This is a genomic window from Bradyrhizobium sp. ERR14, from assembly GCF_014198235.1.
GTDB lineage: Bacteria > Pseudomonadota > Alphaproteobacteria > Rhizobiales > Xanthobacteraceae > Bradyrhizobium.
The window spans coordinates 18325-45092 of record NZ_JACIHD010000019.1; the positions used below are offsets into that span (position 1 = coordinate 18325).

At 64.9% G+C, this 26768-nt stretch carries 25 protein-coding genes and 1 tRNA gene; 12 read left to right on the forward strand and 14 right to left on the reverse strand.

All coding sequences use genetic code 11. The features are described 5' to 3' along the window. Window positions 1-51: 51 nt before the first annotated feature. Genes GGD62_RS32500 through GGD62_RS32525 form a run of 6 tightly spaced genes read right to left on the reverse strand, consistent with a single transcriptional unit; the run spans window position 52 to window position 4809 of the window. Complete coding sequence (locus GGD62_RS32500; RefSeq protein ID WP_183712264.1) at window positions 52-906, reverse strand: shikimate dehydrogenase; 855 nt, start codon at window positions 904-906, stop codon at window positions 52-54. A 15-nt stretch (window positions 907-921) separates the two neighbouring features. Next, window positions 922-1749, reverse strand: a complete 828-nt coding sequence (aroE, locus tag GGD62_RS32505) for a shikimate dehydrogenase (RefSeq protein ID WP_183712266.1) — start codon at window positions 1747-1749, stop codon at window positions 922-924. Window positions 1750-1752: 3 nt separating this feature from the next. Continuing rightward, entirely contained in the window at window positions 1753-2994 is a 1242-nt protein-coding gene (locus tag GGD62_RS32510) for a CaiB/BaiF CoA-transferase family protein (protein ID WP_183712268.1), read from the reverse strand. After that, window positions 2991-3461 carry a MaoC/PaaZ C-terminal domain-containing protein gene (locus GGD62_RS32515; protein ID WP_183712270.1) on the reverse strand — a complete coding sequence of 157 codons (471 nt, stop codon included), beginning with the start codon at window positions 3459-3461 and terminating at the stop codon, window positions 2991-2993. The genes GGD62_RS32510 and GGD62_RS32515 overlap by 4 nt, the downstream gene beginning before the upstream one ends. A gap of 12 nt (window positions 3462-3473) precedes the next feature. Beyond that, window positions 3474-3860: a VOC family protein gene (locus GGD62_RS32520; RefSeq protein WP_026202784.1), complete on the reverse strand. Its 387-nt coding sequence runs from the start codon at window positions 3858-3860 to the stop codon at window positions 3474-3476. 4 nt (window positions 3861-3864) lie between these two features. Next, complete coding sequence (locus GGD62_RS32525) at window positions 3865-4809, reverse strand: ketopantoate reductase family protein (protein WP_183712272.1); 945 nt, start codon at window positions 4807-4809, stop codon at window positions 3865-3867. A gap of 102 nt (window positions 4810-4911) precedes the next feature. Between GGD62_RS32525 and GGD62_RS32530 the strand changes: the two genes are divergently transcribed. After that, the gene (locus GGD62_RS32530) at window positions 4912-5895 is read left to right on the forward strand and encodes a LysR family transcriptional regulator (RefSeq protein ID WP_183712274.1); all 984 of its coding nucleotides are present in this window, start codon (window positions 4912-4914) and stop codon (window positions 5893-5895) included. 87 nt (window positions 5896-5982) lie between these two features. On the opposite strand, the gene GGD62_RS32535 is transcribed toward GGD62_RS32530, so the two are convergent. Continuing rightward, window positions 5983-6057 (reverse strand) — tRNA-Gln (locus GGD62_RS32535). A 256-nt stretch (window positions 6058-6313) separates the two neighbouring features. Between GGD62_RS32535 and GGD62_RS32540 the strand changes: the two genes are divergently transcribed. Continuing rightward, window positions 6314-8092 carry an acyl-CoA dehydrogenase gene (locus GGD62_RS32540; protein ID WP_183712276.1) on the forward strand — a complete coding sequence of 593 codons (1779 nt, stop codon included), beginning with the start codon at window positions 6314-6316 and terminating at the stop codon, window positions 8090-8092. Between the two features lie 91 nt (window positions 8093-8183). Here the strand turns inward: GGD62_RS32540 and GGD62_RS32545 are convergent, their stop codons facing one another. Then, entirely contained in the window at window positions 8184-9422 is a 1239-nt protein-coding gene (locus tag GGD62_RS32545) for an MFS transporter (protein ID WP_183712278.1), read from the reverse strand. 205 nt (window positions 9423-9627) lie between these two features. On the opposite strand from GGD62_RS32545, the gene GGD62_RS32550 reads away from it, so the two are divergent. From GGD62_RS32550 to GGD62_RS32585, 8 genes are all read left to right on the forward strand, one after another. Next, window positions 9628-10386: an enoyl-CoA hydratase-related protein gene (locus tag GGD62_RS32550; RefSeq protein WP_092259911.1), complete on the forward strand. Its 759-nt coding sequence runs from the start codon at window positions 9628-9630 to the stop codon at window positions 10384-10386. 199 nt (window positions 10387-10585) lie between these two features. Continuing rightward, window positions 10586-12247 (forward strand): bifunctional UDP-sugar hydrolase/5'-nucleotidase, encoded by a 1662-nt coding sequence (locus GGD62_RS32555; protein ID WP_183712279.1) that lies wholly within the window; start codon window positions 10586-10588, stop codon window positions 12245-12247. Window positions 12248-12380: 133 nt separating this feature from the next. After that, a complete protein-coding gene (locus GGD62_RS32560) occupies window positions 12381-13310 on the forward strand; it encodes a histone deacetylase family protein (protein ID WP_026202776.1) in 930 nt (309 codons plus the stop codon). 74 nt (window positions 13311-13384) lie between these two features. Then, the gene (locus tag GGD62_RS32565) at window positions 13385-13636 is read left to right on the forward strand and encodes an exodeoxyribonuclease VII small subunit (RefSeq protein ID WP_008132970.1); all 252 of its coding nucleotides are present in this window, start codon (window positions 13385-13387) and stop codon (window positions 13634-13636) included. 605 nt (window positions 13637-14241) lie between these two features. Next, a complete protein-coding gene (dxs, locus tag GGD62_RS32570) occupies window positions 14242-16170 on the forward strand; it encodes a 1-deoxy-D-xylulose-5-phosphate synthase (protein ID WP_026202775.1) in 1929 nt (642 codons plus the stop codon). A 186-nt stretch (window positions 16171-16356) separates the two neighbouring features. After that, window positions 16357-16911: a nucleoside 2-deoxyribosyltransferase gene (locus tag GGD62_RS32575; RefSeq protein WP_183712281.1), complete on the forward strand. Its 555-nt coding sequence runs from the start codon at window positions 16357-16359 to the stop codon at window positions 16909-16911. A 63-nt stretch (window positions 16912-16974) separates the two neighbouring features. Then, window positions 16975-17709 (forward strand): TlyA family RNA methyltransferase, encoded by a 735-nt coding sequence (locus GGD62_RS32580; RefSeq protein WP_183712283.1) that lies wholly within the window; start codon window positions 16975-16977, stop codon window positions 17707-17709. Continuing rightward, entirely contained in the window at window positions 17702-18949 is a 1248-nt protein-coding gene (locus GGD62_RS32585; protein ID WP_183712285.1) for a methyltransferase, read from the forward strand. Before GGD62_RS32580 ends, GGD62_RS32585 begins: the two co-directional genes overlap by 8 nt. Window positions 18950-18959: 10 nt before the next feature. On the opposite strand, the gene GGD62_RS32590 is transcribed toward GGD62_RS32585, so the two are convergent. The 5 genes from GGD62_RS32590 to GGD62_RS32610 are packed head-to-tail and all read right to left on the reverse strand — an operon-like array spanning window position 18960 to window position 23894. Continuing rightward, on the reverse strand, window positions 18960-19811 hold the full coding sequence (locus GGD62_RS32590) for an ABC transporter permease (protein ID WP_020508811.1): 852 nt from the start codon (window positions 19809-19811) through the stop codon (window positions 18960-18962). 2 nt (window positions 19812-19813) lie between these two features. Continuing rightward, window positions 19814-20662 (reverse strand): ABC transporter ATP-binding protein, encoded by an 849-nt coding sequence (locus GGD62_RS32595; RefSeq protein WP_179735355.1) that lies wholly within the window; start codon window positions 20660-20662, stop codon window positions 19814-19816. Then, complete coding sequence (locus GGD62_RS32600; protein WP_183238675.1) at window positions 20659-21705, reverse strand: ABC transporter substrate-binding protein; 1047 nt, start codon at window positions 21703-21705, stop codon at window positions 20659-20661. Before GGD62_RS32600 ends, GGD62_RS32595 begins: the two co-directional genes overlap by 4 nt. 42 nt (window positions 21706-21747) lie before the next feature. Next, complete coding sequence (locus tag GGD62_RS32605; protein WP_183712287.1) at window positions 21748-22962, reverse strand: CaiB/BaiF CoA-transferase family protein; 1215 nt, start codon at window positions 22960-22962, stop codon at window positions 21748-21750. Further along, window positions 22959-23894, reverse strand: a complete 936-nt coding sequence (locus GGD62_RS32610; protein ID WP_183712289.1) for a hydroxymethylglutaryl-CoA lyase — start codon at window positions 23892-23894, stop codon at window positions 22959-22961. The genes GGD62_RS32605 and GGD62_RS32610 overlap by 4 nt, the downstream gene beginning before the upstream one ends. Before the next feature lie 89 nt (window positions 23895-23983). On the opposite strand from GGD62_RS32610, the gene GGD62_RS32615 reads away from it, so the two are divergent. Next, the gene (locus GGD62_RS32615) at window positions 23984-24892 is read left to right on the forward strand and encodes a GntR family transcriptional regulator (protein WP_246800372.1); all 909 of its coding nucleotides are present in this window, start codon (window positions 23984-23986) and stop codon (window positions 24890-24892) included. A gap of 80 nt (window positions 24893-24972) precedes the next feature. Beyond that, window positions 24973-26082 (forward strand): Acg family FMN-binding oxidoreductase, encoded by a 1110-nt coding sequence (locus GGD62_RS32620; RefSeq protein WP_246800373.1) that lies wholly within the window; start codon window positions 24973-24975, stop codon window positions 26080-26082. Here the strand turns inward: GGD62_RS32620 and GGD62_RS32625 are convergent. Continuing rightward, window positions 26079-26711 (reverse strand): hypothetical protein, encoded by a 633-nt coding sequence (locus tag GGD62_RS32625; RefSeq protein WP_018322587.1) that lies wholly within the window; start codon window positions 26709-26711, stop codon window positions 26079-26081. The genes GGD62_RS32620 and GGD62_RS32625 overlap by 4 nt on opposite strands. Window positions 26712-26768 lie beyond the last annotated feature (57 nt).

A 26768-nucleotide genomic window follows, 5' to 3' on the forward strand; every position in this document is an offset into this window, starting at 1 on the left:
CTTGCGTTTCCTCTCGGGCGTTGTGCGTGCCGCTCGCCCATCGGCCGGGTGTCACCCTCCCAGGGATGCGTAAGTCGCGAAGAAGACGTCCGGATCAGGTGAGATGTCCGTGAACAGGCGGAATGCTTCGGTGCCCTGGAAGATCGCCATGCCGCCACCGTCGACGGTGCGGCAACCAAGGGCGCGCGCCGCGCGCAGTAGTGCGGTTTCCAGCGGGAAATAGACGATCTCGGCGACCCAGAGACTCGGACGCAGCAGGACGGTCGGCAGCGGCGTCCCTGGATACTTGTCCATGCCGATCGGAGTCGCGTTGACAATTCCGTCTGCGGCAGCCACGGCGGCTGCGACATCCTGGCCGGCCTTCAAGCGCCCCTCTGCAAATCGGGGGGACAATCCGTCCACCACGCTCTGCGCCTTGGCCAGGTCCAAGTCGACAATGATCAACTCCTGCACGCCGAGCTTCATGAGCGCGAAAGCAACTGCCGCGCCTGCGCCGCCCGCGCCGAGCTGGACGACCCGACCGAGCGATGCGCCTTGCATGTTGCGGCGGAAGTTCTCGGCGAAGCCGAACCAGTCGGTGTTGTGGCCGGTCATCCGGCCATTCCTGATGACCACGGTGTTCACGGCGCCAAGCGCCTCCGCGTCAGGCGAGAGCTCGTCCAGGAGTGGAATAATCGCCTGCTTGCAGGGATGGGTCACATTCAGCCCGTCAAAGCCCATCCGCCTCGCGGCCATGAGCAATTCCGGCAATGCCTCCGCACCGAGCTTCAACTCGGACAGATCGATCTTCTTGTAGAGATAGCGGATGCCCGCGGCGTCAGCGGCCGCTTCATGCATCGGCGGGGTGCGGGACGCAGCAATGCCACTGCCGATCAGGCCGACGAGGAAGCTGGGTTTGGGTTGCATGCTCGGCACCGCCGGTCAGCGCAATGGGACGGTCAGCTCGGCGATGACCTGAGCCGTGCTCGGTCGAACGCCGCGCCACCAGGCAAAAGCTTCGGCCGCCTGCTCCACCAGCATGCCGACGCCGTCGGCGAGCTTGGCGACGCCTTCGGCGCGGGCCGTGTGCAGAAAGGGCGAGAGCCCCTTGCCGTAGGCGAGTTCGTAGGCTAGCTCCTCCCCCCGGAAGACATTGCCTGGAAGCGGCGGCATTTCACCGCGCAGACTGGCAGACGTCGCGTTGACGACGACGTCGTAGCCCTCCGCGAGATCGGCCAGCTCGGCGTAGCCGCTGACGATCAGGGGACCACAGCCGGCAAACTCGTCGGCCAAAGCCACGGCTTTCGACAGCGTTCGGTTGACGAGAACCAGCTCCGAGGGGTCCTGGCGCAGGAACGGCAGCAACGCGCCGCGGGCCGCTCCTCCAGCGCCGAGCATCAGGACGCGGCGGCCGGCCATTTTGACGCCGAGATTGACGGTGATGTCACGGACGAGGCCGATCCCGTCGAAATTCTCGGCAATGATCCGATCGCCGACGAACTTCAGGCAGTTTGCGGCGCCAGCTCGCTCGGCGCTCTCCGAAAGCTCATTTGCGTACTCGAAGGCATCGAGCTTGAACGGGGCGGTGATGTTCAGCCCCTTGGCGCCCTCGGTCCGGAATTGATCAACCCGCTCGTTGAAACCATCGAGGGGCCCCTCGATTGCCTCATAGGTAAGGTCCTGTCCCGTCATTCTGGCGAAAGTGCCATGGATAAGGGGTGACTTGCTGAAGCCGATCGGATTGCCAATCACCGCATAACGATCGCTCATCGCTCACTCCTGCACTGCGACTTCGTTGTACAGCACGCCGTCGCGCACCATCGCGTCGACGGCTTCGGCCGACAATCCCAGTGACGCGGCAATGCGCCGATTGTCCTGACCGAGTAGTGGCGCCGGCATGCGTATCGTGGTGTCGCAGTCGGAGAAGCGGAAAGGCAGGTTCGGCAACGTCACCTTGCCGAGCACGGGATGCTCCTGCTCGACCAGCATGCCGCGCGCGTGGATCTGCGGGTCTTTCACGACTTCTCCGATGGTCTGCACGGGAGCGGACGGCACACCTGCTTGCTCGAGTGCTGCCAGACACGCATCCCGGGACGGCTGCGACAGCGTCCAGTTACGCACAATCTCCATGGCTTCGGCATAATGAGCGTTGCGTGCGGCAGGTTGGGCGAATCGCTGGTCGGATGCCAACGCGTTCCCTCCGATCAGCGTCGCCAATCGCCGCCACGCATCATCGACTTGCGCGGCGATGACGAGATTACCGTCCTTGGCCGGGAAGACGCCGTAGACGGTCGAGTCCGGCTGTCCGCTGCCGGTCTGCTTCGGCATGTCGGCGCCGTCGGAGAGGAAGTAACGCTGAACCGCATAGTCGTGCATCGAGACCATGCAGTCGTACAGCGCCAGATCGATGTGTTGGCCACGGCCGGACGATACGCGACCGACCAGCGCCCCGTTGATGGCTGCTACGCCGTGGATGCCGGTATACATGTCTGCCAGCGGCATCCGCAGCAACGGCGGAGCCACACCGGGAGTGCCCAGCTGCGCCAGGGCGCCCGACATCGCCTCTGCGATCAGGCCGAAGCCCGGACGGCCGGCATAGGGGCCGGTGTGTCCGTAGGCGGAGACAGAGCAGTAGATCAGTCTGGGATTCCGTGCCGACAGCGCCTTGTAACCGAGCCCGAGGCGCTCGAGTGCGCCGGGGCGGTAGTTCTCGATGAAGACATCGGCCGTGTCGACGAGCTTCATCATCATGTCGAGACCACGCTTGTCACGCAGGTCGATGCAGAGCCCCTGCTTTCCCATGTTCTGCTGCAGGAAGTAGCCGGATTGCCCGTCCTTGAAATATCCGTGGGCGCGTCCCGCATCGCCTTCCCTAGGGCGCTCCACCTTGATGACTTCCGCGCCCATCGCGGCGAGGCAACGGCCCATGAACGGGCCTGCCAGGAAATGGCTGTAGTCGATGACGCGAATGCCTTTGAGCGGCAGATCTTGGAGCGGCAGTTCTTGCGCGGTCATGCCTGCTCTCCTGCGGCGTTGTTCTTCGGGCGCATCGGAATCATCAACCGATGCTCGCCTAGCTGCACCACTTCGCCGCGCTGATTGATCAGCTCCGAGGGCAGCACCACGATGCCCCACCCATCACGCTTCGTGGCGCGCATCGAGCCGACGCGGAACTTCACGTGCACGGTGTCGCCGAGCTTGATCGGCAGCTTGAAATCCCACGTCCAGCCCAGCGACATTCCTGGAAGGAAGCGGTAGTCGGCACGGGTCTTCAAACCGTCGGCCAGCGACAGACCCAACAGCCCGTGCGCGACGCGCGTGCCGAATGGTGTGGTCTTGGCGTATTCCTCGTCGACGTGGACCGGGGTGAAATCACCCGTCAACTCGGCATAGGCATTGACCATCGCCTCGGTGACCGTCACTGAGGAGGTGACGCATTCGTCACCGACCTTGGCATCGTCCCAGTAGCGCTCATCGATCATGTCGCGTTTTCCTCAGGCCCGTGGATTGATCGCCAGGGCGGCTTCCACAGCGCCTGCGCTGGCTTGCAAGATTTCGACGTTGAGCCCCCCCGGCAGTTCGAGCCAGTTCGGTCCTGCGGGCAACGCCCTGGCGCCCCAGGCGGCAGCGCGGACGAGCACGCCTTCGTAGTCGTCGACCATGATGCCGAGATGGGCGAGACGCCCCTCCGGTCCGACAAAATTCGGATCCTCGATGAGTTGCACGCTTCCGAGCACCCACACCTGGCGCGGGCGCGCACCATCGGCGGGTTGCTCGTCGCGAATGGCGAGACCAAGCACCTCGCGAAAGAAGTCAACGTGACGATCAATGTCCGGCACACGGATCGCGACGTGCTCGATATAAGCGCGAGGCAACGACATCGTCTCAGCTCTTTCCAGGATAGTCGCTGCGGGCGTATTCGAGCCCTTTGACCAACGCGACGAGGGTAGAATTGACCGGGGTCGGCACGTTGAGCTTTGCGCCCCAACGCACGACGGAGCCGTGAATGTAGTCAACCTCGGTCAGATTGCCGGACTGCAAGCTCTGCAACATCGACGTCTTGAACTCGGGCGGCAGACCGGCGGATGCCATTGTCCAGGCGCGGAGTGGGTCGGTAATCGAGATCTTCACGCCGGCCGCCTGCGCTACCGCGATGCCCTCTGAAATCGCTGCCAGCGCACAATCCTTCAGGATGGGGAGCGAATAGAGGCCGCCATAGGTCAGGCCGGTAATGGCAGTAACGCCGCCGCCGGCGACGTTGATAAAAAGCTTGTCCCACATCGTGCCCAGGATGTTGTCGCTGAGCAGCGTGAGAATGCCGGCACGATTGAAAGCTTCGGAGATTCGCTGCGCGCGTTCCGTCAAGCGTCCGTCAAGTTCACCGATGATGGTTTCCTTGCCGATGACCCCGGAGCGAACGTGACCGGGGCCAAGCAGCACGCCACCAACGTAGGTCTTGCCCGCCATGACCCGCTCACGACCAACTTCCTCCGAAAGGATGTCCTCGTGACCAAGACCGTTCTGAAGCGACATCACGACCGTCTGCGGCCCGATGATCGGCGCTGCCGCCCGGATGGCATCCCGCGTGTGGTAGGATTTGACGAGGACGATGACGAGGTCGGCCTCTACGCCGACTTGGGCCGCGGAGGTGCAAGCGGCGACCTTCACGATGGTTTCGGCGTCGCCTTCGAGCATCCGAAGGCCCGCGGCATTGATGGCGTCGACATGAGCCTGGAACGGATCGATGAGCCAGACCTCGACCCCGCCGCGCGCCAGCGTGCCGCCGATGGTCGAGCCCAAGGCTCCCGCTCCAATAAAGCAGATCCTCATCCAACGCTTCCCCGCGCGCCCTTCTTGGCGCTGGAAGCGTGGTAGCAGGCCGATCCATATTAAGATATGCTATGATCTTTATATCTACTATTGTGAATCGCAATGAAGCAGACGGACAATGTCGAGACCAACCTGCTGGACCCGCGCCTGCTGAGGCTCTTCGACGCGTTATTCGCCACGGGCAGCGTCACCAAGGCCGCAGAAAAGCTCGGTCAAAGTCAGCCGACCATCTCGATCTGGCTGGCGCGACTGCGTAAGGAACTGGACGATCCGCTCTTCATCCGGTCGGCGGAGGGAATGCTGCCAACGCCGCGCGCCGAGGCTCTCATCGGCACGGCGAGGCAGGCGCTGGAAACGCTGCGTCGTCTGGCTGAGCTTCGCACCGACTTCGATCCCTCAACCGCAAAGCGCCGTTTTGCGATCTGCATGACGGATGGAAGCCACGTCACGCTGCTTCCGTCCATCCTCGCTCACATCCGCCGCGTCGCCCCGGGCGTTCGTATCGAGGCGACACAGATCGGCGCGGACACCCCACGGATGCTGCAATCCGGTGAAGCCGATCTGGCCCTCGGCTACATCTCGGGTCTCGACGCCGGACATTTCCAACAGGCACTTTTTCCGCAGGATTGGGTCTGTTTGGCGAACGCCAAACATGCCCGGATCCGCGACCGCATCACCGCAAAGGACTTCAGGCGCGAGGCCCACGTCCTCATTCGCTCCGGCACTGGACATCAGTTGCTCGCGACCGCGCTACAGGAGCAGCGGATAGTCCTTGACGTGGCGCTTGAGCTACCCGGCTTTTTGGGACTGCCCGCAATCGTGGGGACGACCGACCTGATCGCCACCCTGCCAAGGCACATTGGCGAAACGCTGGCTCACTATTACGGACTGCGCGTGCTCGATTGCCCGCTGGCGATCGCCGGGTTTACGGTGAAGCAATATTGGCACGCCCGCTTCCACCACGACCCGGCAAGCCAATGGCTGCGTGGCATCTGCGCGGAACTTTTTCAACAGCAGGAGGTGCGGGGTCTGCATCCTTCCAGTCGGCCGAAGAAACGAGGGCCACGCAAAATGCGGTCGCAGTGAAGCGCTTATTGAGGCAGTTTTCGGCTCTTCGCTGCCAAACGATCGAAGCTGAACCTCCGTCTTGCGCAAGACAGCAGCCTAAGCTTCTGGCTGGGGCGGGAGGGATCGAACCTCCGAATGGCGGAATCAAAATCCGCTGCCTTACCGCTTGGCTACGCCCCAACAGGCGACCTGGGGCCGGCGGAAGAACTGGCTACCGCAGATTCCCTTGGTCGCAGCCGGTCTATAGGGAGCGGCGCAGCATTTCAACCGCCTGGAGGGGCAAAATACCACAGCCCCGGGTTCGGCGCCGCTACACTCTCTTTATGGGCCCGCGACGGCCCCGTTCTGACCGCCACCGTCCGACCCCTCCCGCCCCATTGAGACCTCCCCCATTTCATGGGAATAGGGCGCCAAGACCTGTCCACGGGAGTGAGCCATGACCTACCGCGCGCCGATTTCTGACATGCTGCTGTCGCTCAATCACGGCGCCGGCCTCAAGGCTGCCGTGGAGGCCGGTCATTACGGCGATTTCGATGCCGACATCGCCGCGGCCGTGCTGGAGGAAGCCGGCAAGTTCGCGACCGACGTGCTGGCCCCCCTCAACAAGATCGGCGACGAGCACGGCATCAAGCTCAACGATGGCAAGGTGACGACCGCGCCGGGCTGGCCGGACGCCTACAAGCGCTGGACCGAGGGCGGCTGGAACGCGGTGTCCGGCCCCGAAGATTTCGGCGGCCAGGGCCTGCCGATCGCGATCAATGCTGCGTGCACCGAGATCTGGAGCGCCTCGAACCTCGCCTTCGGCCTCTGCCCGCTGCTGACGGCGTCGGCGATGGAGGCGCTGGACGCGCATGGCAGCAGTGAGCTGAAGAAGATCTATCTCGAAAAGCTCGTCTCCGGCGAATGGACCGGCACGATGCAGCTGACCGAGCCGCAGGCCGGCTCCGACGTCGGCGCGCTGCGAACCCGCGCCGAGAAGCAGACCGACGGTACCTATCGCATCAAGGGGACGAAGATCTTCATCACCTATGGCGAGCACGACATGACCGACAACATCGTGCATTTCGTGCTGGCGCGTCTGCCAGATGCGCCCGCCGGCACCAAGGGCATCTCGCTGTTCCTCGTGCCCAAGTTCATGGTCAATGCTGACGGCTCGCTGGGGCAGCGCAACGACATCTATGCGAGCGGCGTCGAGCACAAGCTCGGCATGCACGCCTCCCCGACCTGCACCATGACCATGGGCGATCATGGCGGCGCCATAGGCTTCCTCGTCGGCGAAGAGAACCAGGGCATGCGCTGCATGTTCACGATGATGAACCAGGCCCGCCTCGGCGTCGGCCTCGAGGGCGTCGGCGTCGCCGATCGCGCCTACCAGCAGGCTTTGTCGTATGCGCAGGAGCGCAAGCAGGGCCGCGCCGTCGGCAGCAAGAGCGAAGGCTCGGACGCGATCTTCGTGCATCCCGACGTCAAGCGCATGCTGATGCGGATGCGGGCGCAGACCGCCGCCGCGCGCACCATCTGCTATGCGACCGCGGTCGCGATCGACGTCTCGACGCGCGCCAGGGATCCCAAGGTGCGCGCCGATGCCGCCGCGCGCGCGGCGCTGCTGACGCCGATGGCCAAGGGCTATTCCACCGACATCGGTAACGAGGTCGCCTATCTCGGCGTGCAGGTGCATGGCGGCATGGGCTTCATCGAGGAGACCGGTGCGGCCCAGCATTATCGCGATGCCCGCATCACCGCGATCTACGAGGGCACCAACGGCATCCAGGCGATCGACCTCGTCACGCGCAAGCTCGCGGCCAATGGCGGCGCTGCCGTCTGGGCGCTGCTCGACGAGCTCGCAGCGACGGTCAAGAAAGTCGAAGCGTCGAACGATCCGGCTTTTGGCACCACGGGCGTCAAGCTGCGCGAAGCGCTGGAGGCCTTGACCCGCACCAGCAAATGGCTGCTGGAGCGCGTGACGTCCGCGCCGAACGAGGCGCTTGCCGGCGCGACACCCTATCTGCAGCAGTTCGGCTCGACGCTCGGCGGCTGCCTGCTCGCCTCCGAAGCACTCGCCGCCAAGGCCGACGGCAACACGGACGCCGCGCGCTACGTCTCACTCGCACGCTTCTTCGCCGAGAACATCAGTGTGCAGGCCGGCGCGCTCGAGCGCACCGTGACCGAGAGCGCGGAGTCCGTCGCAGCGGCGGATGCGGTGTTGCTGGGGTAAGGAGGCCTTGTAGCCTGGATGGAGCGCAGCGCGATCCGGGGCCGACGTCGCTCATGGCACGAATCCCGGATTACGCTTCGCTCCATCCGGGCTACGAGGCCACGGCCTTCGCGCTTCTCCCAGGCCGCCACAACACGACGCCCGCCGCCACGAGATCCAGCACGACGCACATCGCGAAAGCCGCGGTGTAATTGCCCGTCAAGCTCCGCACGAGCCCGACGATGCCCGGACCGAAGGCGCTGACGACGCCGCTGATCGAGGTGCCCAATCCCATTGCGGCGGCGAAGGCGGCGGCACCGATCTCGCGTTGGATGATCAAGGGCGGGAACGTGATCATGTTGCCGATCGAGAAGCCGTAGACGGCGCAGCACACCAGCAGCACCGTCGGGCTCGTGCTCTGCACGAGAACGAACAGCGCCGCCGCCTGGCTCGTCATCGACGCCGCGCAGGCGAGCCGGGGATCGAGCCGGTCGACGAACAGGCCGAGCGACAGGCGGCCGACCACCGCCATCGCCGCCATGATGGTGACCGCGCCGCCTGCGGCCGAGCGGCCGATCAGCGGCTCGAGAAACGTCACCTGGTGGATGATAAATCCCATCTGCGCCAGCAGCGCGATCGCGATCGGCAAGACCATGGTCCAGAACGCCGCGTTGGCGAGCAGCGTCTTGCGGGAATGGCTTGGTGCGGCCGTGCTCTCACCGGAAGGGCGTCCGCCCGAAGCCGGCGAGGTCCCTGCAGGCCAGCCGATGAAGGTCACGACCACCGGCAGCACCAGCACCATCATCGCGAACGTGGCCGCCAGCATGGCGGAGCGAAAGCCGATGCTGCCGGTCAGCGACAGCAGCAGCGGAACGAGGATGATGCCGCCGCAGGTCGCGCCGTTGAATGCGAGGCTGAGCGCCAGCCCGCGCCGGCGTTCGAACCAGGAGTTCAGCACGGTCGCGATCACCACGGTGCCCATGCCGGTCCAGCCGACCGACATCAGCGCATAGGCGAGATAGAGCTGCCAGGGCGTCTGCATCAGCGCCAGCAGCACCGTCGAGGCGCCGAGCGCCGCCAGGCCGCACAGGATCAGCGACCGCAAGCCGATGCGCGCGAGCAGATCGTCGGTGAAGATGACAAGGACGGAGGTCAGGAGAAAGGAGAACGTGCTGGCCGCGGAGACCAGCGTGCCCGGCCAGCCATGGGCGCGCTGCAGCTCGGCGAGATAGACGCCCTGGCCATACAGGCCGAAGCCGAACATGAAGAAGGCCATCAGGAAGCAGGCCAGCACGACGCGCCAGCCGCGGTAGTGCAGCGAGGATTCGTCGACGCGGGTTGCGGCAATCATCAATCGGGCAATCGGGTCACATGGAACCGCGGGATCGTGCACCACAACCACCGGTTTTTCAAATGAAACATTGTAGCCAATTGTTGCGATGCGTTGGCGCCGAAAAGGTTGACACAGCGCATTGGCACGCCTGCCGGATCATGTAGGCTGATGCTCGGCGAGACTCGCGAAGCGGCGAGCATCGCGGCGAGCGCAGGGGGCTCTCATGCCGAATGGCAATATCGTCGTCACCGAAGAGCGCGGAACGCGTGTCATCACCCTGCGCCGTCCGGGCAAGAAGAATGCCATCACCCAGGATATGTATCGAGAGATGAGCCACGCGATCGACACCGCGCAGAACAACCCCGACATCCGCTGCATGATCATCACCGGCGGCTCAGGCGTGTTCACCGCCGGCGACGATATCGACGATTTCATGCACGCCGACACCGCGCGCCCCGAGACGTTGTCGGAAGGCGCGAAGTTCCTCTATTCGCTCGCCCTCAACGTCAAGCCGATCATCGCCGCCGTCGACGGCGCCTCGATCGGCATGGGCACCGTGATGCTGTTTCACTGCGACTACGTGCTGGCCTCGAACGCTGCGACCTTCTCCGCGCCCTACATCCATCTCGGGCTGGTGCCGGTCGGCGCCGCCAGCCTCTTGATGCCGAACACGATGGGATATCAGCGCGCCTTTGCCATGCTGGTGATGGGGCGGACTTTTTCCGCCGCGGAGGCGCACGCGGCAGGCTTCGTCAACACCGTGGTGTCGCCCGGACATACCGAGGTCGAGGCGCGCAAGGTGGCGCGCGACATCTGCCGGCTGCCGGCCGAGGCGGTCGCAACCTCCCGCAAATTGCTGCGCGCTCCGGCCGAAGAGCTCACCCGCCGCATCGACCAGGAAGGCCATCTGTTCGGCGAGCGGCTCAAGTCGGAGGAAGCGGTGGCGGCGTTCAATGCGTTTGCGAACCGGAAGAAGAAGTAGCGGCCTCTCTCCGCGAGTCCAGTATCGTAGGGTGGGCAAAGGCGCACTTGCGCCGTGCCCACGACTTTTCTTCGATCATGGTCAGATGGTGGGCACGCTTCACTTTGCTCACCCTACAATACTGAGGTTGGGGAGAAGTCCAGCACGGTTACGATAATGCTTCGTGAAATCTTCGCGCGGACCGACTAATCTTGGTTCCATGCGAAATGCCTTACGATCCATCCTTGCCGCCCTCGCTCTCGCCTCCGCCCTCCCCGCCTCGGCCCAGACCGCCGCGCCGGTCGAGCTGCGCGTGCTCGCGATCAACGATTTTCACGGCAATCTGCGTCCGCCGCCGGGCGGCATCCGCATCAATGATCCCGAGGACGGAGCCCGGAAGGTGATGGTGGCGGCCGGCGGCGCCGAATACATGGCGACGCTGGTGAAGCAGCTGCGCGAGGGACACAAGAACACCATCTTCGTCGCCGCCGGCGACCTGATCGGCGCGAGCCCGTTCCTGTCGGCGATGTTTCACGACGAGCCTTCCGTGGAGGCGCTTTCGCTGATGGGGCTTGCGATCAGCTCGGTCGGCAATCACGAGTTCGACGAGGGTAAGACCGAGCTGCTCAGGATGCAGAACGGCGGCTGTCATCCGGTCGACGGCTGCCAGGGGCCGCATCCGTTCACGGGCGCCAAATTCCGTTATCTCGCAGCGTCCACCATCGAGACCGCGACGGGCAACAGCGTGCTGCCGCCGTACGATATCCGGGAATTCGACGGCATCCCGATCGCCTTCATCGGGCTGACCTTGAAGGAGACCGCGGGCATCGTCTCGCCTGCTGGCATCGCCGGGCTCGAATTCCGCGACGAAGCCGAGACGGTGAATGCGCAGGTCGCCCAGCTGAAGGCGCGCGGCGTCGAGGCGATCGTGGTGCTGATCCACCAGGGCGGCGAGCCCGCCGGCGACTACAATGAATGTCCTGCCATTACCGGGCCGATCGTCGATATCGTCAAGAGATTCGACCGCGCCGTCGATGTCGTCGTCAGCGGCCATACCCACCGCGCCTATGTCTGCGACATCGACGGACGGCTCGTCACCAGCGGCGACAAATACGGCACGCTGGTCACCGCGATCGATCTCAAGCTCGATCCTGTAACCCGCGACATCGTCAGCGCCAAAGCCGAGAACGTCATGGTCGCCAACGCCTCGCTGGCGAAGGACGCCGAGCAGACCGCGCTGATCGAGGCCTATGACAGGCTCTCGGCGCCGATCGCCAACCGGCCGGCCGGATCGGTGACGCAGACGCTGTCGCGCGTGCCGAACGAGGCCGGCGAAAGCGCGCTCGGCGACATCATCGCGGACGCGCAGCTTGCCGCGACCAGGGACGCCAAGGATGGCAGCGCTGTCATCGCGCTCACCAATCCGGGCGGCATCCGCACCGACATCGTCCCGAAGGAGAACGGCGCGATCACGTTCGGCGACGTGTTCGCCAGCCAGCCATTCCGCAACCGCCTCGTGACGATGACGCTGACGGGCAGTCAGCTCAAGGACATGCTCGAGCAGCAATGGCTGGACCCGAAGCGGCCGCGGATTCTCCAGGTATCGAACGGGTTCAGCTATGCCTGGGATGCGTCGAAGCCATTCGGCGAGCGCGTGATCGCCGACAAGATGACGCTTGGCGGCAGGCCGATCGAGCAGGCCAGCGGCTACCGCGTCACCCTCAACGATTACCTCGCGGTCGGCGGCGATGGTTTTACCGTCGCCAAACAAGGCACGGCGCCGCAATATGGCGGCTACGACGCGGACGCGCTGTTCGCGTTCTTCCGGGCGCACGGTCCGATCGGCCCGCTGCCGCTGAGTCGCATCCTGCGCGTGAATTGATCCGGATCAAACGGGCCAGAACCGGACGACCCTTTGCCATTCCCGTTCAAACGCATAGATTGGGATTTGCATTGCGTTTTGGCGCCGGATGCGCCAAGCGACGTCGAAAGCCCGGATCCATGAGGCCGACCTGATGAGCACGCTTCTCCTTTCCCACAAGGCCTGCCTCGACCATGTCACGCCGCCGGGACACCCTGAAAGGCCGGATCGCCTGCGTGCGGTGGAGGAAGCGCTGTCGCATGAGCGCTTCCAGTTCCTGGTGCGCGACCAGGCGCCGGAGGGCGATCTCGATCTCGTCACGCTGTGCCACAACGAGCACTACGTCACCGAGCTGCGCCACATCGCACCGAGCAGCGGGCAGGTCTATATCGACGGCGACACCTCGATGTCCCCTGGCACGTGGGAAGCGGTGATGCGCGGTGTCGGAGGCGCGGTGGCGGCGACCGAAGCGGTGATGGCGGGCGAGCATCGCAACGCCTTCGTCGCGGTGCGTCCGCCCGGCCATCACGCCGAGATCGGCAAGCCGATGGGCTTCTGCTTCTTCGACAATGTCGCCATCGCCGCGCGCCACGCCCAGCGCAAATACGGCATCAAGCGCGCGGCCATCGTCGATTTCGACGTGCATCACGGCAACGGCACGCAGGACATCTTCTGGTCGGACCCGACCGTGATGTACTGCTCGACGCACCAGATGCCGCTGTTTCCGGGCACCGGCGCGACGGGCGAGCGCGGCGACCACGACACCATCGTCAACGCGCCGCTCGCCTCCGAGGACGGCGGGCCGGAATTCCGCTCCGCATTCGAGAATTTGATTCTGCCGCAGCTCGAGAAATTCAGCCCCGAGCTGCTCATCATCTCCGCCGGCTTCGACGCGCATTATCGCGATCCGCTGGCCTCGCTGAATTTGCGCGCGGAGGATTATGCCTGGGTGACGCGCAAGCTGATGGATCTCGCCGACAAGTCCGCGGGAGGGCGCGTTGTTTCGGTGCTCGAGGGCGGCTATGACCTGCAGGGACTGAAAGAATCTGTTACGGCGCATGTCGGCGCCCTGATGGGCGCGTGACGACGCCCGCCACATTAAGCCCGCAAAACCCGCCTTCACTGCAAGGAAAGCGAATCGGGCAATCGGAAACGGATATGGCCGAAAATACTCAAGTCGACGTCTCCAGGCTCACCTTCGAGCGCGCGATCGAGGAACTCGAAACGATCGTGAAGCGGCTCGAGGACGGCAAGGTGCCGCTCGAGGAATCCGTGACGATCTACGAGCGCGGCGAGGCGCTAAAGCGCCGCTGCGAGGAATTGCTGCGCCAGGCCGAGGCGCGCGTCGACAAGATCACCACCGATGCCAGCGGCCAGGCCACCGGCACCGCACCGCTGGACGTGCAGTAGGAAAGCCGAGAGTTCCCGCTCAGCCTTCCGAGGGCAGGCCCCAAAACGTCATCACGGGAGCGTGGCCGCCATGATTTCATGAACGCACGGCGCGATCCCGCCAACCAGCACGGTTCCGTGCAGCCGGATCGATGCCATCCGTCCGGAAATCCGTCCCTCGGGACCAAAAAAAGATCTCATTCAGGCGGAAAAGCCTGCCAGGGGACCCGGCAAGGCTGGAACCCATTGTCCCGAGCCACGGTTAACCACTCTGGCCCGCCGGTTGCATGTGCATACCCCCAATCGGTCCTGCGGGTTGGCTTTGGCCCAAGCTTTGGTGTAAAGCTGCGCGGAGTGTGGCTTTTTGCAAGCCTTGCGTGGGCAGAGAATTCCGACGACAAGCGCTTCAAACTGCTAATGAAATTGGTTGGGACGGACGAAGCCGATCTAAGTGACAGGGATCACAGAGACTGAACCGGAGCGCACTTAAGCTTACCTAAGCTTGAAGACGGGGCCTTGCCCCATGCAGGTGGCTCCGACGGTTTGAGGACTCGCGCTGCGCCGATATTGTGCAAACCCATCGCGCACCGGAATGAACTTCCGGCGCTGACAAATTGGAAATCGCCGTGAACGCATACAGTAAAACGCCGCTTCTCGACACCATCCGGACGCCGGAAGACCTGCGCAAGCTCAAGATCGAGCAGGTTCGCCAGGTTGCCGACGAGCTGCGGCAGGAGACCATCGATGCCGTCTCGGTGACCGGCGGTCACTTCGGCGCGGGCCTCGGCGTGGTCGAGCTCACCACTGCGATCCATTACGTCTTCGACACGCCGCGCGACCGGCTGATCTGGGACGTCGGCCATCAGGCCTATCCGCACAAGATCCTCACCGGCCGGCGCGACCGCATCCGCACGCTGCGCACCGGCGGCGGCCTGTCCGGCTTCACCAAGCGCAGCGAGAGCGATTACGATCCGTTCGGCGCGGCCCATTCCTCGACCTCGATCTCCGCCGGCCTCGGCATGGCGGTGGCGCGCGACCTCTCCGGCGGCAAGAACAACGTTATCGCCGTGATCGGTGACGGCGCGATGTCGGCCGGCATGGCCTATGAGGCCATGAACAACGCGGGTGCGATGAACTCGCGCCTGATCGTCATCCTCAACGACAACGACATGTCGATCGCGCCTCCGGTCGGTGCCATGAGCGCCTATCTGTCGCGGCTCTACTCCGGCAAGACCTATCGCACGCTGCGCGATGCGGCCAAGCAGATCAACAAGCGCCTGCCCAAGATCATCGCCAACCGCGCCAACCGCGTCGAGGAATATTCCCGCGGCTTCATGATGGACGGCGGCACGCTGTTCGAGGAGCTCGGCTTCTACTATGTCGGCCCGATCGACGGCCACAATCTCGACCATCTGCTGCCTGTCCTGAAGAACGTCCGCGACATGGAGACCGGCCCGATCCTGGTCCACGTCGTGACGCAGAAGGGCAAGGGCTACGGCCCGGCGGAAGCGTCCGCCGACAAGTACCACGCCGTCGTCAAGTTCGACGTCGCGACCGGCACCCAGGCCAAAGCCAAGCCGAATGCGCCGGCCTACCAGAACGTGTTCGGCCAGAGCCTCGTCAAGGAAGCGCAAAAGGACGACAAGATCGTCGCCATCACCGCGGCGATGCCGTCCGGCACCGGTGTCGACATCTTCAACAAGGCCTTCCCCGACCGCACCTTCGACGTCGGTATCGCCGAGCAGCACGCGGTGACCTTCGCCGCCGGTCTTGCCAGCGAAGGCTACAAGCCGTTCTGCGCGATCTATTCGACCTTCCTGCAGCGCGGCTACGACCAGATCGTGCATGACGTCGCGATCCAGAACCTGCCCGTCCGCTTCGCCATCGACCGTGCCGGCCTCGTCGGCGCCGACGGCGCCACGCATGCCGGCTCGTTCGACAACGCCTATCTCGGCTGCCTGCCGAACATGGTGATCATGGCGGCGGCCGACGAAGCCGAGCTCGTGCACATGGTGGCGACGCAGGTCGCGATCGACGACCGTCCGAGCTCGCTGCGCTATCCGCGCGGCGAAGGCCGCGGCATCGAGATGCCCGAGGTCGGCATCCCGCTCGAGGTCGGCAAGGGCCGCGTGATTCGCCAGGGCAGCAAGATCGCCCTGCTCTCCTTCGGCACGCGCCTCGCCGAATGCGAGAAGGCGGCCGACGAGCTCGCAGCCCATGGCCTGTCGACCACGATCGCCGACGCGCGCTTCATGAAGCCGCTGGACACCGAGCTGGTGCTCAAGCTGGCCCGCGACCACGAGATCCTGATCACGATCGAGGAAGGCTCGGTCGGCGGCTTCGGCTCGCATGTCGCGCAGTACCTGACCGATCAGGGCGTGCTCGACACCGGCATGGTCAAGTTCCGCTCGATGGTGCTGCCCGACGTATTCCAGGACCACGACACGCCGGCCGCGATGTACGGCCGCGCCGGTCTCGACGCCAAGGGCATCGTCGCCAAGGTGTTCGAGGCGCTCGGCAAGGACGTGAAGGCCGAGACGGTCAAGCTGGCCTGAGGTGGTACACCTCTCCCGCTTGCGGGGGAGGTCGGATCGCGAAGCGATCCGGGTGAGGGTTTTCGCCTCTTGGGGGTTCTCGATTGCCGAGACACCCCCTCCCCAACCCTCCCCCGCAAGCGGGAGAGGGAGCGCAGTTTTCGCCGCGGTTCGCAGCTCGCCTGAATTTCTCCGAAGCAGTCAGCCATGAGAATCTATCTGGCAGGCCCCGACGTGTTCCTGCCGGATGCGATCGAGATCGGCCGGCGCAAGGTCGATATTTGCGCCGCGCACGGGCTCACCGGCCTCTATCCCCTCGACAATGCCATCGATCTCACCGCGCCCGATGCCGCGCGGCAGATCTTCTGCGGCAACGAGGCGATGATGGAGGCGGCCGACGCCATCATTGCCAATCTCACCCCGTTCCGCGGCGCCGGCGCCGATCCCGGCACCGTCTACGAGCTCGGCTACATGGCCGGCCGCCGCAAATTCTGCCTGGCCTATTCCAACGACGGTGCCGCCTATGCCGACCGTGTCGGCCGCTTCATGGAGGTCACCTCCGAGGATGGGCGGCTGGTCGACGCGCAGGGACTGACGGTCGAGGATTTCGGCCTCGTCGACAATCTCATGATGATCCATGCGCTGGAGCTGCACGGCTGTCCGCTGGTGACGCCGGCCGCGATGCCGATCGACGTCTGGCACGATCTGGCCGCGTTCGAGGCTTGCGTCCGGATGGCAGCCGCGCGATTGATCGCTACATAAGCAGATCAATCGTCCCAAGAAGCGTCCCAAGACCCGTACCGAGAGCCGTACCAAGAGAGCGTGATGTCCCCTGCCCGCAAGCGCGCAGATGTATTGCTGGTCGAGCGCGGCCTGTTCGAGAGCCGGGCGCGGGCGCGCGCGGCGATCGAGGCCGGGCTCGTCACCGCCGACGACAAGCCGGTCGCCAAACCGTCGGAGACGATTGCCGAGGACGCCGTGATCCAGGCCGAGCCCGCGCACCCCTATGTCTCCCGCGGCGGCGTCAAGCTCGCCGGCGCGCTGGAACGGTATCCGATCGAGATCGAAGATCAAGTCTGCCTCGACGTCGGCGCTTCAACGGGCGGCTTCACCGAGGTGCTGCTGGCGAACGGCGCGAGCCTGGTGTTCGCCATCGACGTCGGCACCAGCCAGCTGCATCCTTCGCTGCGCGACCATCCCAAGATCGTGTCGATGGAGGAGACCGACATCCGCAGCTATGAGGGCAAGCGGCTGCCGGCACGGCCCGATGTCGTCGTCATCGACGTCAGCTTCATCTCGCTGAAGACCGTGTTGCCGGTGGCGCTGTCGCTGGCGGCAGCGCCGATGAGCCTGCTGGCGCTGATCAAGCCGCAATTCGAGGCTGACCGGAAGCACAACAAGAAGGGCATCGTCCGCGACGCCGCCGTGCACCGGGAAATCTGCGGCGACATCGCCGCCTTTGCCGCCTCGCTCGGCTGCACCGACATCGAGATATTCCCCTCGCCGATCACGGGCGGCGACGGCAATATCGAATTCTTCCTGGGCGCGCGTCGTGGTTGAGCGCATCAGGATCGATCATGTCGGCCATCGCGGCGACGGCGTCTGCCTCGACGCCGGCGAAGCGATCTATGTGCCCTACACGCTTGGCGGCGAGACCGTCGAGGTCGATCACGTCGTGGGCAACCATCCCGATCGCCGCAAGCTGCTCGCAGTCGACGTCGCAAGCCCCGAGCGCATCGAGCCATTCTGTCCGCATTTCGGCGTCTGTGGCGGCTGCGCCATCCAGCATTGGGCGGCTGAGCCATATCACGCCTGGAAGCGCGGCATCGTGGTGGAGACGCTGGCCCAGGCCGGCATCGCATGCGAGGTCGCGCCGCTGGTCGATGCCCATGGCGCCGGACGCCGCCGCGTCACGCTGCATGGCCGCTTCGGCACGCATGACATCCTCAAGGTCGGTTTCTCGGCGACGAGCTCGCACGACGTCATCCCGATCCATCGCTGCCCGATCCTCGATCCCGGACTCGACGGCGCGCTCGATGCCGCCTGGGCGCTCGCCGAGCCTTTGACGTCCAGGATGCCGGTGACCAAGCCGCTGGACATCCAGGTCACCGCCACCGCCAACGGCCTCGATGTCGACGTGCGCGGCTCCGGCCCGCTGCCGACGGCGCTCGTCACCGCGCTCTCGCGCGTCGCCGAGCAGCACCGCCTGGCGCGGCTGACGCGGCATGGCGAATTGGTGCTGCAACGCCTGGCGCCGACAATAAAGATGGGCCGCGCCGAGGTGACGCTGCCGCCGGGCTCGTTCCTGCAGGCAACCGTGGCGGGCGAAGAGACGCTGGCAGCGCTCGTCGCCGAGCGCATCGGCAAGGCCAAGGAGGTTCTCGACCTTTTCTGCGGTGTCGGTCCGTTCGCTCTGCGGCTCGCAGAGAAGGCCCGCGTCACCGCCTATGACAACGACGCCGGCGCTGTCGCAGCGCTGGCGAAAGCCGCGCGCACGCCGGGCCTGAAGCCGATCAAGGCCGAGCCGCGCGATCTGTTCCGCCGCCCCCTGGTGCCGCCCGAGCTACGTGACTTCGACGCCGTCGTGTTCGATCCGCCGCGCCAGGGCGCACAAGCGCAGGCGCTTAAGCTCGCCGCGAGCAAGGTGCCGGTCGTGATCGCGGTGTCCTGCAACGTCGCGACATTTGCCCGCGACGCGCGGCTGCTGATCGACGGCGGCTATCGGCTGGAGGCGGTGGTGCCGGTCGATCAGTTCCGGCACACGCCGCATGTGGAGCTGGTGGCGCGGTTCAGCCGTTGAGGTCAGGCCGCTATGCCGATGGCTCGAATTGCGGCTGCCATCGTAGCAGATAGGACTGTAGCGAGCGCACCGCGATCGCCAGCAGGATGCCGACGAACATCATGACGAAGATGGCCACCATCATCTCGCTGGCATTGGCCCGCGCCTCCGCCTCGATGATGAGCTTGCCGAGGCCGCGCTCGGCGCCGATGAACTCGCCAACGATGACGCCGATCAGCGCAAAAGACACCGCCGGCAACAGCGAAGCGAACACCCAGGCGAGCGCGGACGGGATCACGACCGTACGCAGCACGGTGAACTCGCTGGCGCCGAGCAGACGGGCGGCAGCGATCTGGTCGCGATCGACCGCCCGCGTTCCCTCGAAGGTGTTGAAGAACACCACGAAGAACACGACGAGCCAGGCGGTCGCGATCTTGGAGAGATCGCCAAGGCCGAAGATCAGGATGACGAGCGGTACCAGCGCAATGCGCGGTATCGAGTTGAGCGCCACGATGTAGGGTCCGAACACGCGGGCAAGGAAATCCGAGCGGCCGAGAATGAGGCCAGCGGCGATGCCGCTCGCAGAGCCGAACAGAAAGCCCCACCAGGTATTCTTCAGCGTGACGAGCGTGGCGAGCCAAAGATTGTTGTCGTTGCCCCTGATACAGGCGGCAAAGCCGCCAGCGTCAGCGAAGCAGCCGAGCCGCAGAAAGCTCTGCCAGATCAGCGACGGCTTGGCGACAAAATAGGGATCGAGGATTTTGGGCACGTAAGCCCTCGGCAGCAACGCCTTGCTCCATTCAAAGCCCCACTGCCAGATGACGAGCACGGCTGCGAGAATGGCCAATTGCCAGAACAGGATCACGGCGCGGTTGTTGGACATGGTCAATCGACCCTGGTGCGGCGGAATTCTTCGCCGAGGGAGTGCCAGATGTGAGAATAGAGGCGGCCGAATTCGGCGCTCTCGCGCACGGCCACGGGGTCACGCGGCCGCGGGATGGCGACGTCGAAATCTTCCTTGAGACGCCCGGGCCGGGCCGAGAGCAGGATGATGCGGCTCGCGAGCGTCAGCGCCTCGCCGAGATCGTGCGTCACGAACAGCACCGTCTGCCGCTCGCGTTCCCAGATCTCCAGCAGCGTCTTGTGCATCTCCAGCTTGGTGTGGGTGTCGAGCGCACCGAACGGCTCGTCCATCAGCAGGATCTCGGGCTCCAGGATCAGCGTGCGCATCAAGGCGACGCGCTGGCGCATGCCGCCGGACAGCATGCGTGGAAAACTCTGACCAAAGCCCGAGAGCCCGGCCTTCTCGACCGCCGAAGCGACGCGGCTGGCGCGCTCGGTCTTCGGCAACCCGGCGATCTCCAGCCCATAGCCGATGTTCTGCTCCACGGTTCGCCAGGGAAATAGCGTATCGCGCTGGAAGACATAACCGACCCTGGGGTTGACCGTGCCGGTCTCGACCGCGTCCTCGTCGATCAGGATGCGTCCACCCGAGCGCGGCAACAACCCCGCGACCATGTTGAGAATGGTGCTCTTGCCGCAGCCGGATGGACCCAGCAGCGCAACGAACTCGCCCTGCTTGACCTCGAATGAGACGTCATCCACCGCCACGAACTCGCGGCCGGACGCGTTGAAGCGCTTGGCAAGCCCCTGCACGGCAATGCGGACGCGCGCTGCCGCTGTGTGATCGTAGTCGCGCGCGAGCGCAAGGCCTTGGCCCGTCGCGGCGATCATTTGTATTTCGCCCTGGCGGCCTGGAGGAAGCTCATGTCGACGACATCCTCGTATTTGGTCTCTGGAATATCCGTGCCCTTGCGGTACCAGGGCTTGGCGCCGCGTTCGAACGCAGTCTTGTCGATGACGCCGTCATAGGCCCAGGTCGACTTGTCGAAGCCGAGTTCGGCATTGACCGCGTCGGGATCGATGCCCGAGAAATATTTCGGCGTGACCAGCGCCTGCACCTCCGCGAGTGGCGCCGCCTTCACGAACGCCATCGCGCGGTAGATCGCATTGACGTAGGCCTGCACCAACGCCTTGTCCTGCTCCACCGTGTCCTGGAGCGTGTAGATCACGAGCACGGGCAGCGTGCCGCCGAAATCCTTCTCGAACACGCCCGGCTTGGACGTGTCGTAAATCGTCTTGCCAAACCCTTTCTTCTCGACCTCGACGATCCAGCTCGGCGGCGCCATGATCGCGTCGAACTGCTTGGTCTGGAGCGAGGGGAACATCGTGTTGGTCCCGCCGCCTGCGACCCAGTTCACCTTGTCGCCGAGCCCGCGCGCTTCGAACACATAGGTGCCAAACACCCAGGTGCCCGAGCCGATCGCGGTGGCGGCAACGATCGGCTTGGCGCCGTCCGGCCGCTTGTAGTCGGCGAGCTTCTCGACCGAATTGATCCCGCTGTCGTGGAGATCCTGCCGGACCATGATGTTGGCGTAGGAGCACACCATCTCGGTGGCGAGCAGGATCTTGCATGGCTTGCCGCGCGCGCCGAGCTGGAGCGGGTGACTGGCATCGCCATGCGCGAACAGCGCCTGCCCTGCCGCCAGCGTCTGGCGTCCGAACGTGCCGGCATTGCCGGTGATGAGCTTGGAATCGAGCCCCTCGTCCTTGAAGTACCCCTTCAGCTCGGCGATCATGCCGATGGCGTAGACCGGCGACACTGGTCCGAACGCAAGGGAGACCTGCTTGCTCTGCGCAAGCAATCGCCCCGGCAACAGCGATGCTCCGGCCAATGCGGAGCCCGCGATCAGCGCCTGGCGCCTAGTAATGCTCATGTGCTCCTCCTCCCTCGTTTTTTGTTCGATTACGCGGATCGGTCAGGACGGCGCGAACTTGATCGTCCCTGCTTGTCGCAGCGCCTCGATGTCTTCCGGAGACATGCCGATCTCGCGCAGGATCTCGCCGCTGTGCTCACCGATCCCAGGTGGATCGTAGCGGTTGGGCAGTCGCCTTCCGTCCATGGAAATCGGCAACAGCGGTGTCTTGGCCTCGCCGCCATCGGGCAGCCGAATATCGGTCAGGCCGCCCGACTGGTTGAGATGCGGATCATCGAAGAGATCGCCGGGCTTGTTGACCGGCGCGTAGGGCAGATCCAGCTGCTCGAGGCGCGCGGCGAGATCGGCCTTGTCCCATTGCCTGAAGATCTTCGCGATTTCCGGGATCAGCCAGCTGCGATGATCGACGCGGTCGTTGCTCGTGGCAAAGCGCGGATCAACGAGCCAGGCGTCACGATCGAAGGCGCGGCAGAACGCCGCCCATTGCTCTTCGCCGACGATGGTGACGAACAGCTTCGAGCCGTCCCTGGTGTCGAAGAGATCGTAGACCGGCCACGGACTGTCCTTGATGGAATACGGGATCGACGGCTGGCCGCTGACCACCTCGCACATCATGGCCTGCGCCATCAGGAACACGTTGTTTTCGTACAGCGCGCTCTGGATGTAACGGCCGCGGCCGGTCCGCTGGCGCTCGGCGAGCGCGGCCTGGATCGCGATCACGCCGAACATGCCGCCCATGACGTCGTTGACCGAGGCCCCGGCGCGCATGGGACGATCGGGCAAGCCGGTCATATAAGCGAGGCCACCCATCATCTGCACCACCTCGTCGAGCGCGAGGCGGTTCTCGTACGGGCCGGGCAGATACCCCTTGAGCGAGCAATAGATCAGGCGCGGCGCAAACGCCGCGACGCTCTCGTAGTCGAGGCCGATCCGTTTCAAGAGGCCCGGCCGGAAATTCTCGATCAGGACTTCGCTGTTCTCGATCAGCCTGCGTGCGACGTTCTGGCCGTCCGCGGTCGACGTATCCAGCGCGATGCTACGCTTGTTGCGGCTGTAGGTGGCGAAGAAACCGGCGGCTGGGCCCTTGAAAGTGCGGGTGCGGTCGCCCTTGGGCGGCTCGACCTTGATCACGTCGGCGCCGAGATCGGCCAGGATCAAGCCGCAGCTCGGCCCCATCACCATCTGACTGAACTCGATGACGCGAAGCCCGGCGAGCGGGCGAAGCTCCGATGCCGTCTCATGTGCAGCCGTGGTCATGCCGCGCTCCGCAGGACTTTGGGAATGCCCGCCTCGTGCAGATGCCCCGTCAAATGTTTTGCCGGGATATGGCGGGCGAGGATCTCGCGCGTCTGCATCAGACGGTCGAGGTCGATGCCGGTGGAGAGGCCCATGCGTTCCAGCATGAATACGAGGTCCTCGGTGACGATGTTGCCGCGCGCACCGGGAGCAAAGGGGCAGCCACCGAGGCCGGACACCGCAGCGTCGAAACGGCGGATGCCGGCTTCGAGACCGGCGACGGCATTGGCAAGGCCCGCACCGAGCGTGTCGTGCAGATGCAGCCGCAGCGTCATTTGCGACCCGATCTCGCGCCGCACGGCTGCAACGATCTGGCCGATCAGCTTTGGGGTGGCGTAACCAACGGTGTCGGCAAGGCCGATCTCGTCGGCGCGGGCCTCGGCAAAAGCGCGCGCCACCCGGCACACGGCTGCCTCACTCACCTCGCCCTCCAGCGAGCAGCCGAAGGCGGTGGCAATCGCGCCCATCAATTGCGGCCGCTGGCCCACGGGCCGGGCGTCGATCGCGGCGCGGACCGCGCGAAATCCCTCGATCTGCTCATCGACCGTGCGGCGCACATTGGCGCGATTATGCGTCTCGCTGGCGGAGACCACGAAGTAGACGGCGTTGACACCGGCGGCGATGGCGCGCTCGGCGCCCTTCACGTTCGGCACCAGCGCACCGATGGTCGCCGATTTGTGCGTGAGCGCGTGTGTCATCACCGTATCGACGTCGGCGAATTGCGGCACGACCTTTGGCGGCACGAACGAGCCGGCATCGATCTCGCGCACGCCGGCAGCGGCGATCGTGTCGATCAGCGCGCATTTGGCTTCGGTCGGAACGAAGATGTCGAGATTCTGCAGACCATCGCGGGGAGCGACCTCGCAAATATGGACATCCGGCGCGCGTGCCATCGGGCTCTCCCTGGGTCGATTGTATATTGTTGCATAAAAGAACAATCCGTGGGACAGTCTGTCAAGCCCTAAATCTCGCGTGCAGTGCAATGAGCTCATCAGACAGTTCCCGACAACGCACCGACAAGAACGGTTCCGAACGCGCCGAACACCTTGCCGGTCTCATCATGGCGCTGGCCCGGCGCGAAGGCATGAAGGCCGGCGACCGCCTGATCGAACAAAGGCTTGCCGACGCGCTGGACCTTTCGCGCGCGCCGATCCGGCTCGGCCTGAAGGCGCTGGAAGCAGCGGGGCTGGCGCGCGGCGAGCCGCATCGCGGTTTTGTGCTGGCGAAGAATCCCACCAGCGGCGCAGCCCAACCGGCGCTCGCGGCAGTGAGGCGCAACGAGCAGGTTTATGCGTCGGTCGCAGGCGACGTGCTCGCGAGCCGGCTGCCGACCGACGTTACCGAGGCGGAGCTGATGCGCCGCTATGACGTCACGCGGGCCGAGCTGCAGCGGCTGCTGGACAGGATCGCTGCCGAGGGCTGGATCGCACGCCTGCCGGGCTATGGCTGGCGTTTCGCAGAGACGGTCTCAAGCCCCGAAGCTCAAGCACAGGCCAAGGCGTTTCGCGCGGTGATCGAGCCGGCGGCGATCGCGCAGCCGGGTTTTACGCTGCCGCAGGAGGTGATCACACGCCTGCGCGAGCGCCAACAGCGCGTGTTCGAAGGCGAGATCGAGAAGATGACGATCGGCGAGATCTTTCACTCCGGCTGCGAATTCCACGAAGACATCATCCGCGGCGCCGGCAATCCCTTTTTTCTCGAAGCGCTCAAGCGCGTGAACTCGATCAGACGCCTGTTCGCCTATCGCAGCTTCGCCGACCGCGAGGGCATGCGCCGGCACGTGCGCGAGCATTTGCGCCTGCTCGACGTCCTGGAAACGCGACGTTACACGGAGGCGGCGGAACTGATGGCCAGGCACCTGCAAAGGCCGCTGGTGGCGGGCTTGTCGTGATGCCCAAACCAGAATTGCGTGGACCGGTCATCTGATCTTGATTCCGGTCAATCGTTCTGGCGCCCGTTGCTGCTAGAGGCATGCTGCGCAAGGGCATGGAGCGGACGTTTTTGGTTCACCGACGGCAGTTCATCGCGGCCGCGCTCGGGTTTCCCGCGGCTGCGATCGGCGGCTTCCCTGCCGCGGGAGCAACGATGACCTATGACGCGGCGGTGACGACGTCGCGGGCTCCACTGCAGGCCGTGCCACGGGATCGCGAGCTCGTGCGCTTTGCCACCCTCGCCGCCAATAGCCATAACACCCAGCCGTGGGTCTTCTCCGCGCACGGCAACGAAATCACGATCGCGCCGGATTTTTCGCGCCGCTGTCCGGCCGTCGATCCGGACGATCATCACCTCTTCGTCAGCCTCGGCTGCGCCGCCGAAAACCTCATCCTCGCTGCATCCACGCTGGGCTGGCGCGCCGACCCGGTCATCGACGGCGACCGCATCGTGATCACGCTCGAGGAAACACCGCCCGCCGCATCGGCGTTGGCGGCCGCGATTCCGGTACGGCAGTGCACGCGCGCGACGTTCGACGGTAGGCCGGCCCCGCCCGAGACATTGCGCCGGCTCGAGAACGTCTGTCGCGAACCTGATGTCACAACCATCCTGCTGACCGAGCACGCCGCGATCGCGAAGGTCGCCGACTACGTGCTCGAAGGCAACGCCGCGCAGATGCGCGACGGGGCCTTCATGCGCGAGCTCGTGAACTGGATTCGCTTCAACGAGACGGAGGCGCTCGCGAGCATGGACGGGTTGTTCTCACCGGCCTCGGGAAACCCGTCCCTGCCGTCGTGGCTGGCGCGGCCGCTTATGAAACTCTTCTTCACGGAGAGCGGCGAAAACAAGAAGTACCGCGAACAGCTCGTCAGCTCTGCGGGCGTCGTCGTGCTCGCGGCCAATCGCAGCGACACACCGCGCTGGATTGCAGTGGGGCGCGCCTGCCAGCGCTTCGGTTTGCAGGCGACCGCGCTGGGACTGAAATATGCCTTCGTCAACCAGCCGGTCGAGGTGGCGGCGCTGAGGCCGCAATTCGCGGCCTCACTCGGACTCGGCGAGCGGCGCCCCGATATCGTGATGCGTTTCGGGTACGGCCCGGACCTGCCGAAATCGCTGCGGCGTCCGCCGGAACTGGTGATGCGATCCTAACGCCGAAGGCCACTCAGGGCCGGCGACTCGCCGGGCAGCATGTTCGATCTGATATCGCTGTCCATGCGACCCGAGTCCTGCTGGATGAAACCGGCGCCGAACGATAGGCTGAGGTTGGAGGTCGGTTTGAACTCGACGCCCGCAAATGCGCTGGTGCCGGGGGCCGCACCCGAGGTCAGCGGCGCCACCGAGCTGCCGATGCCATTGCCATATTTCAGCGTGTCGAAACCGGCAAAAAAGGTGACGGGCATGTCGCCCAAGGTTTTGGTGGTGTAGCCGAACTGGGTGCTGTCATACGAGAGCGCGCTGAAATTGCCGGCAAAACCGCTCTGACCAAATCCACTCTGACCAAGTCCGGTCTGACTGAGCCCGCTCCAATTGAGGTTGCCGCGCTGGCTGCCGACGAAGAAGCCGTTCGCAAAATTAGTGCGCCCGCCTGCGTCACCGGCATTGAAGCTCGGAAAATTGCCGTAAGGATCGGAGCCCTGGCCATCGCTGCCGCCAAAGCCAAACGGTCCGCCCGGTATGACATATCTCAGCGGTGCAACTTGCGCATGAACGGAGGTGCCGCCGAGCCAGAGCACGGCGACGATAGCTGCAAGACCGCATGAAGCTGCAAGGCGGGACATTCGGATAACCTTCGAAAACCTCGCAAATCATACCCTCCGGCGATGAGGAATGCCAGC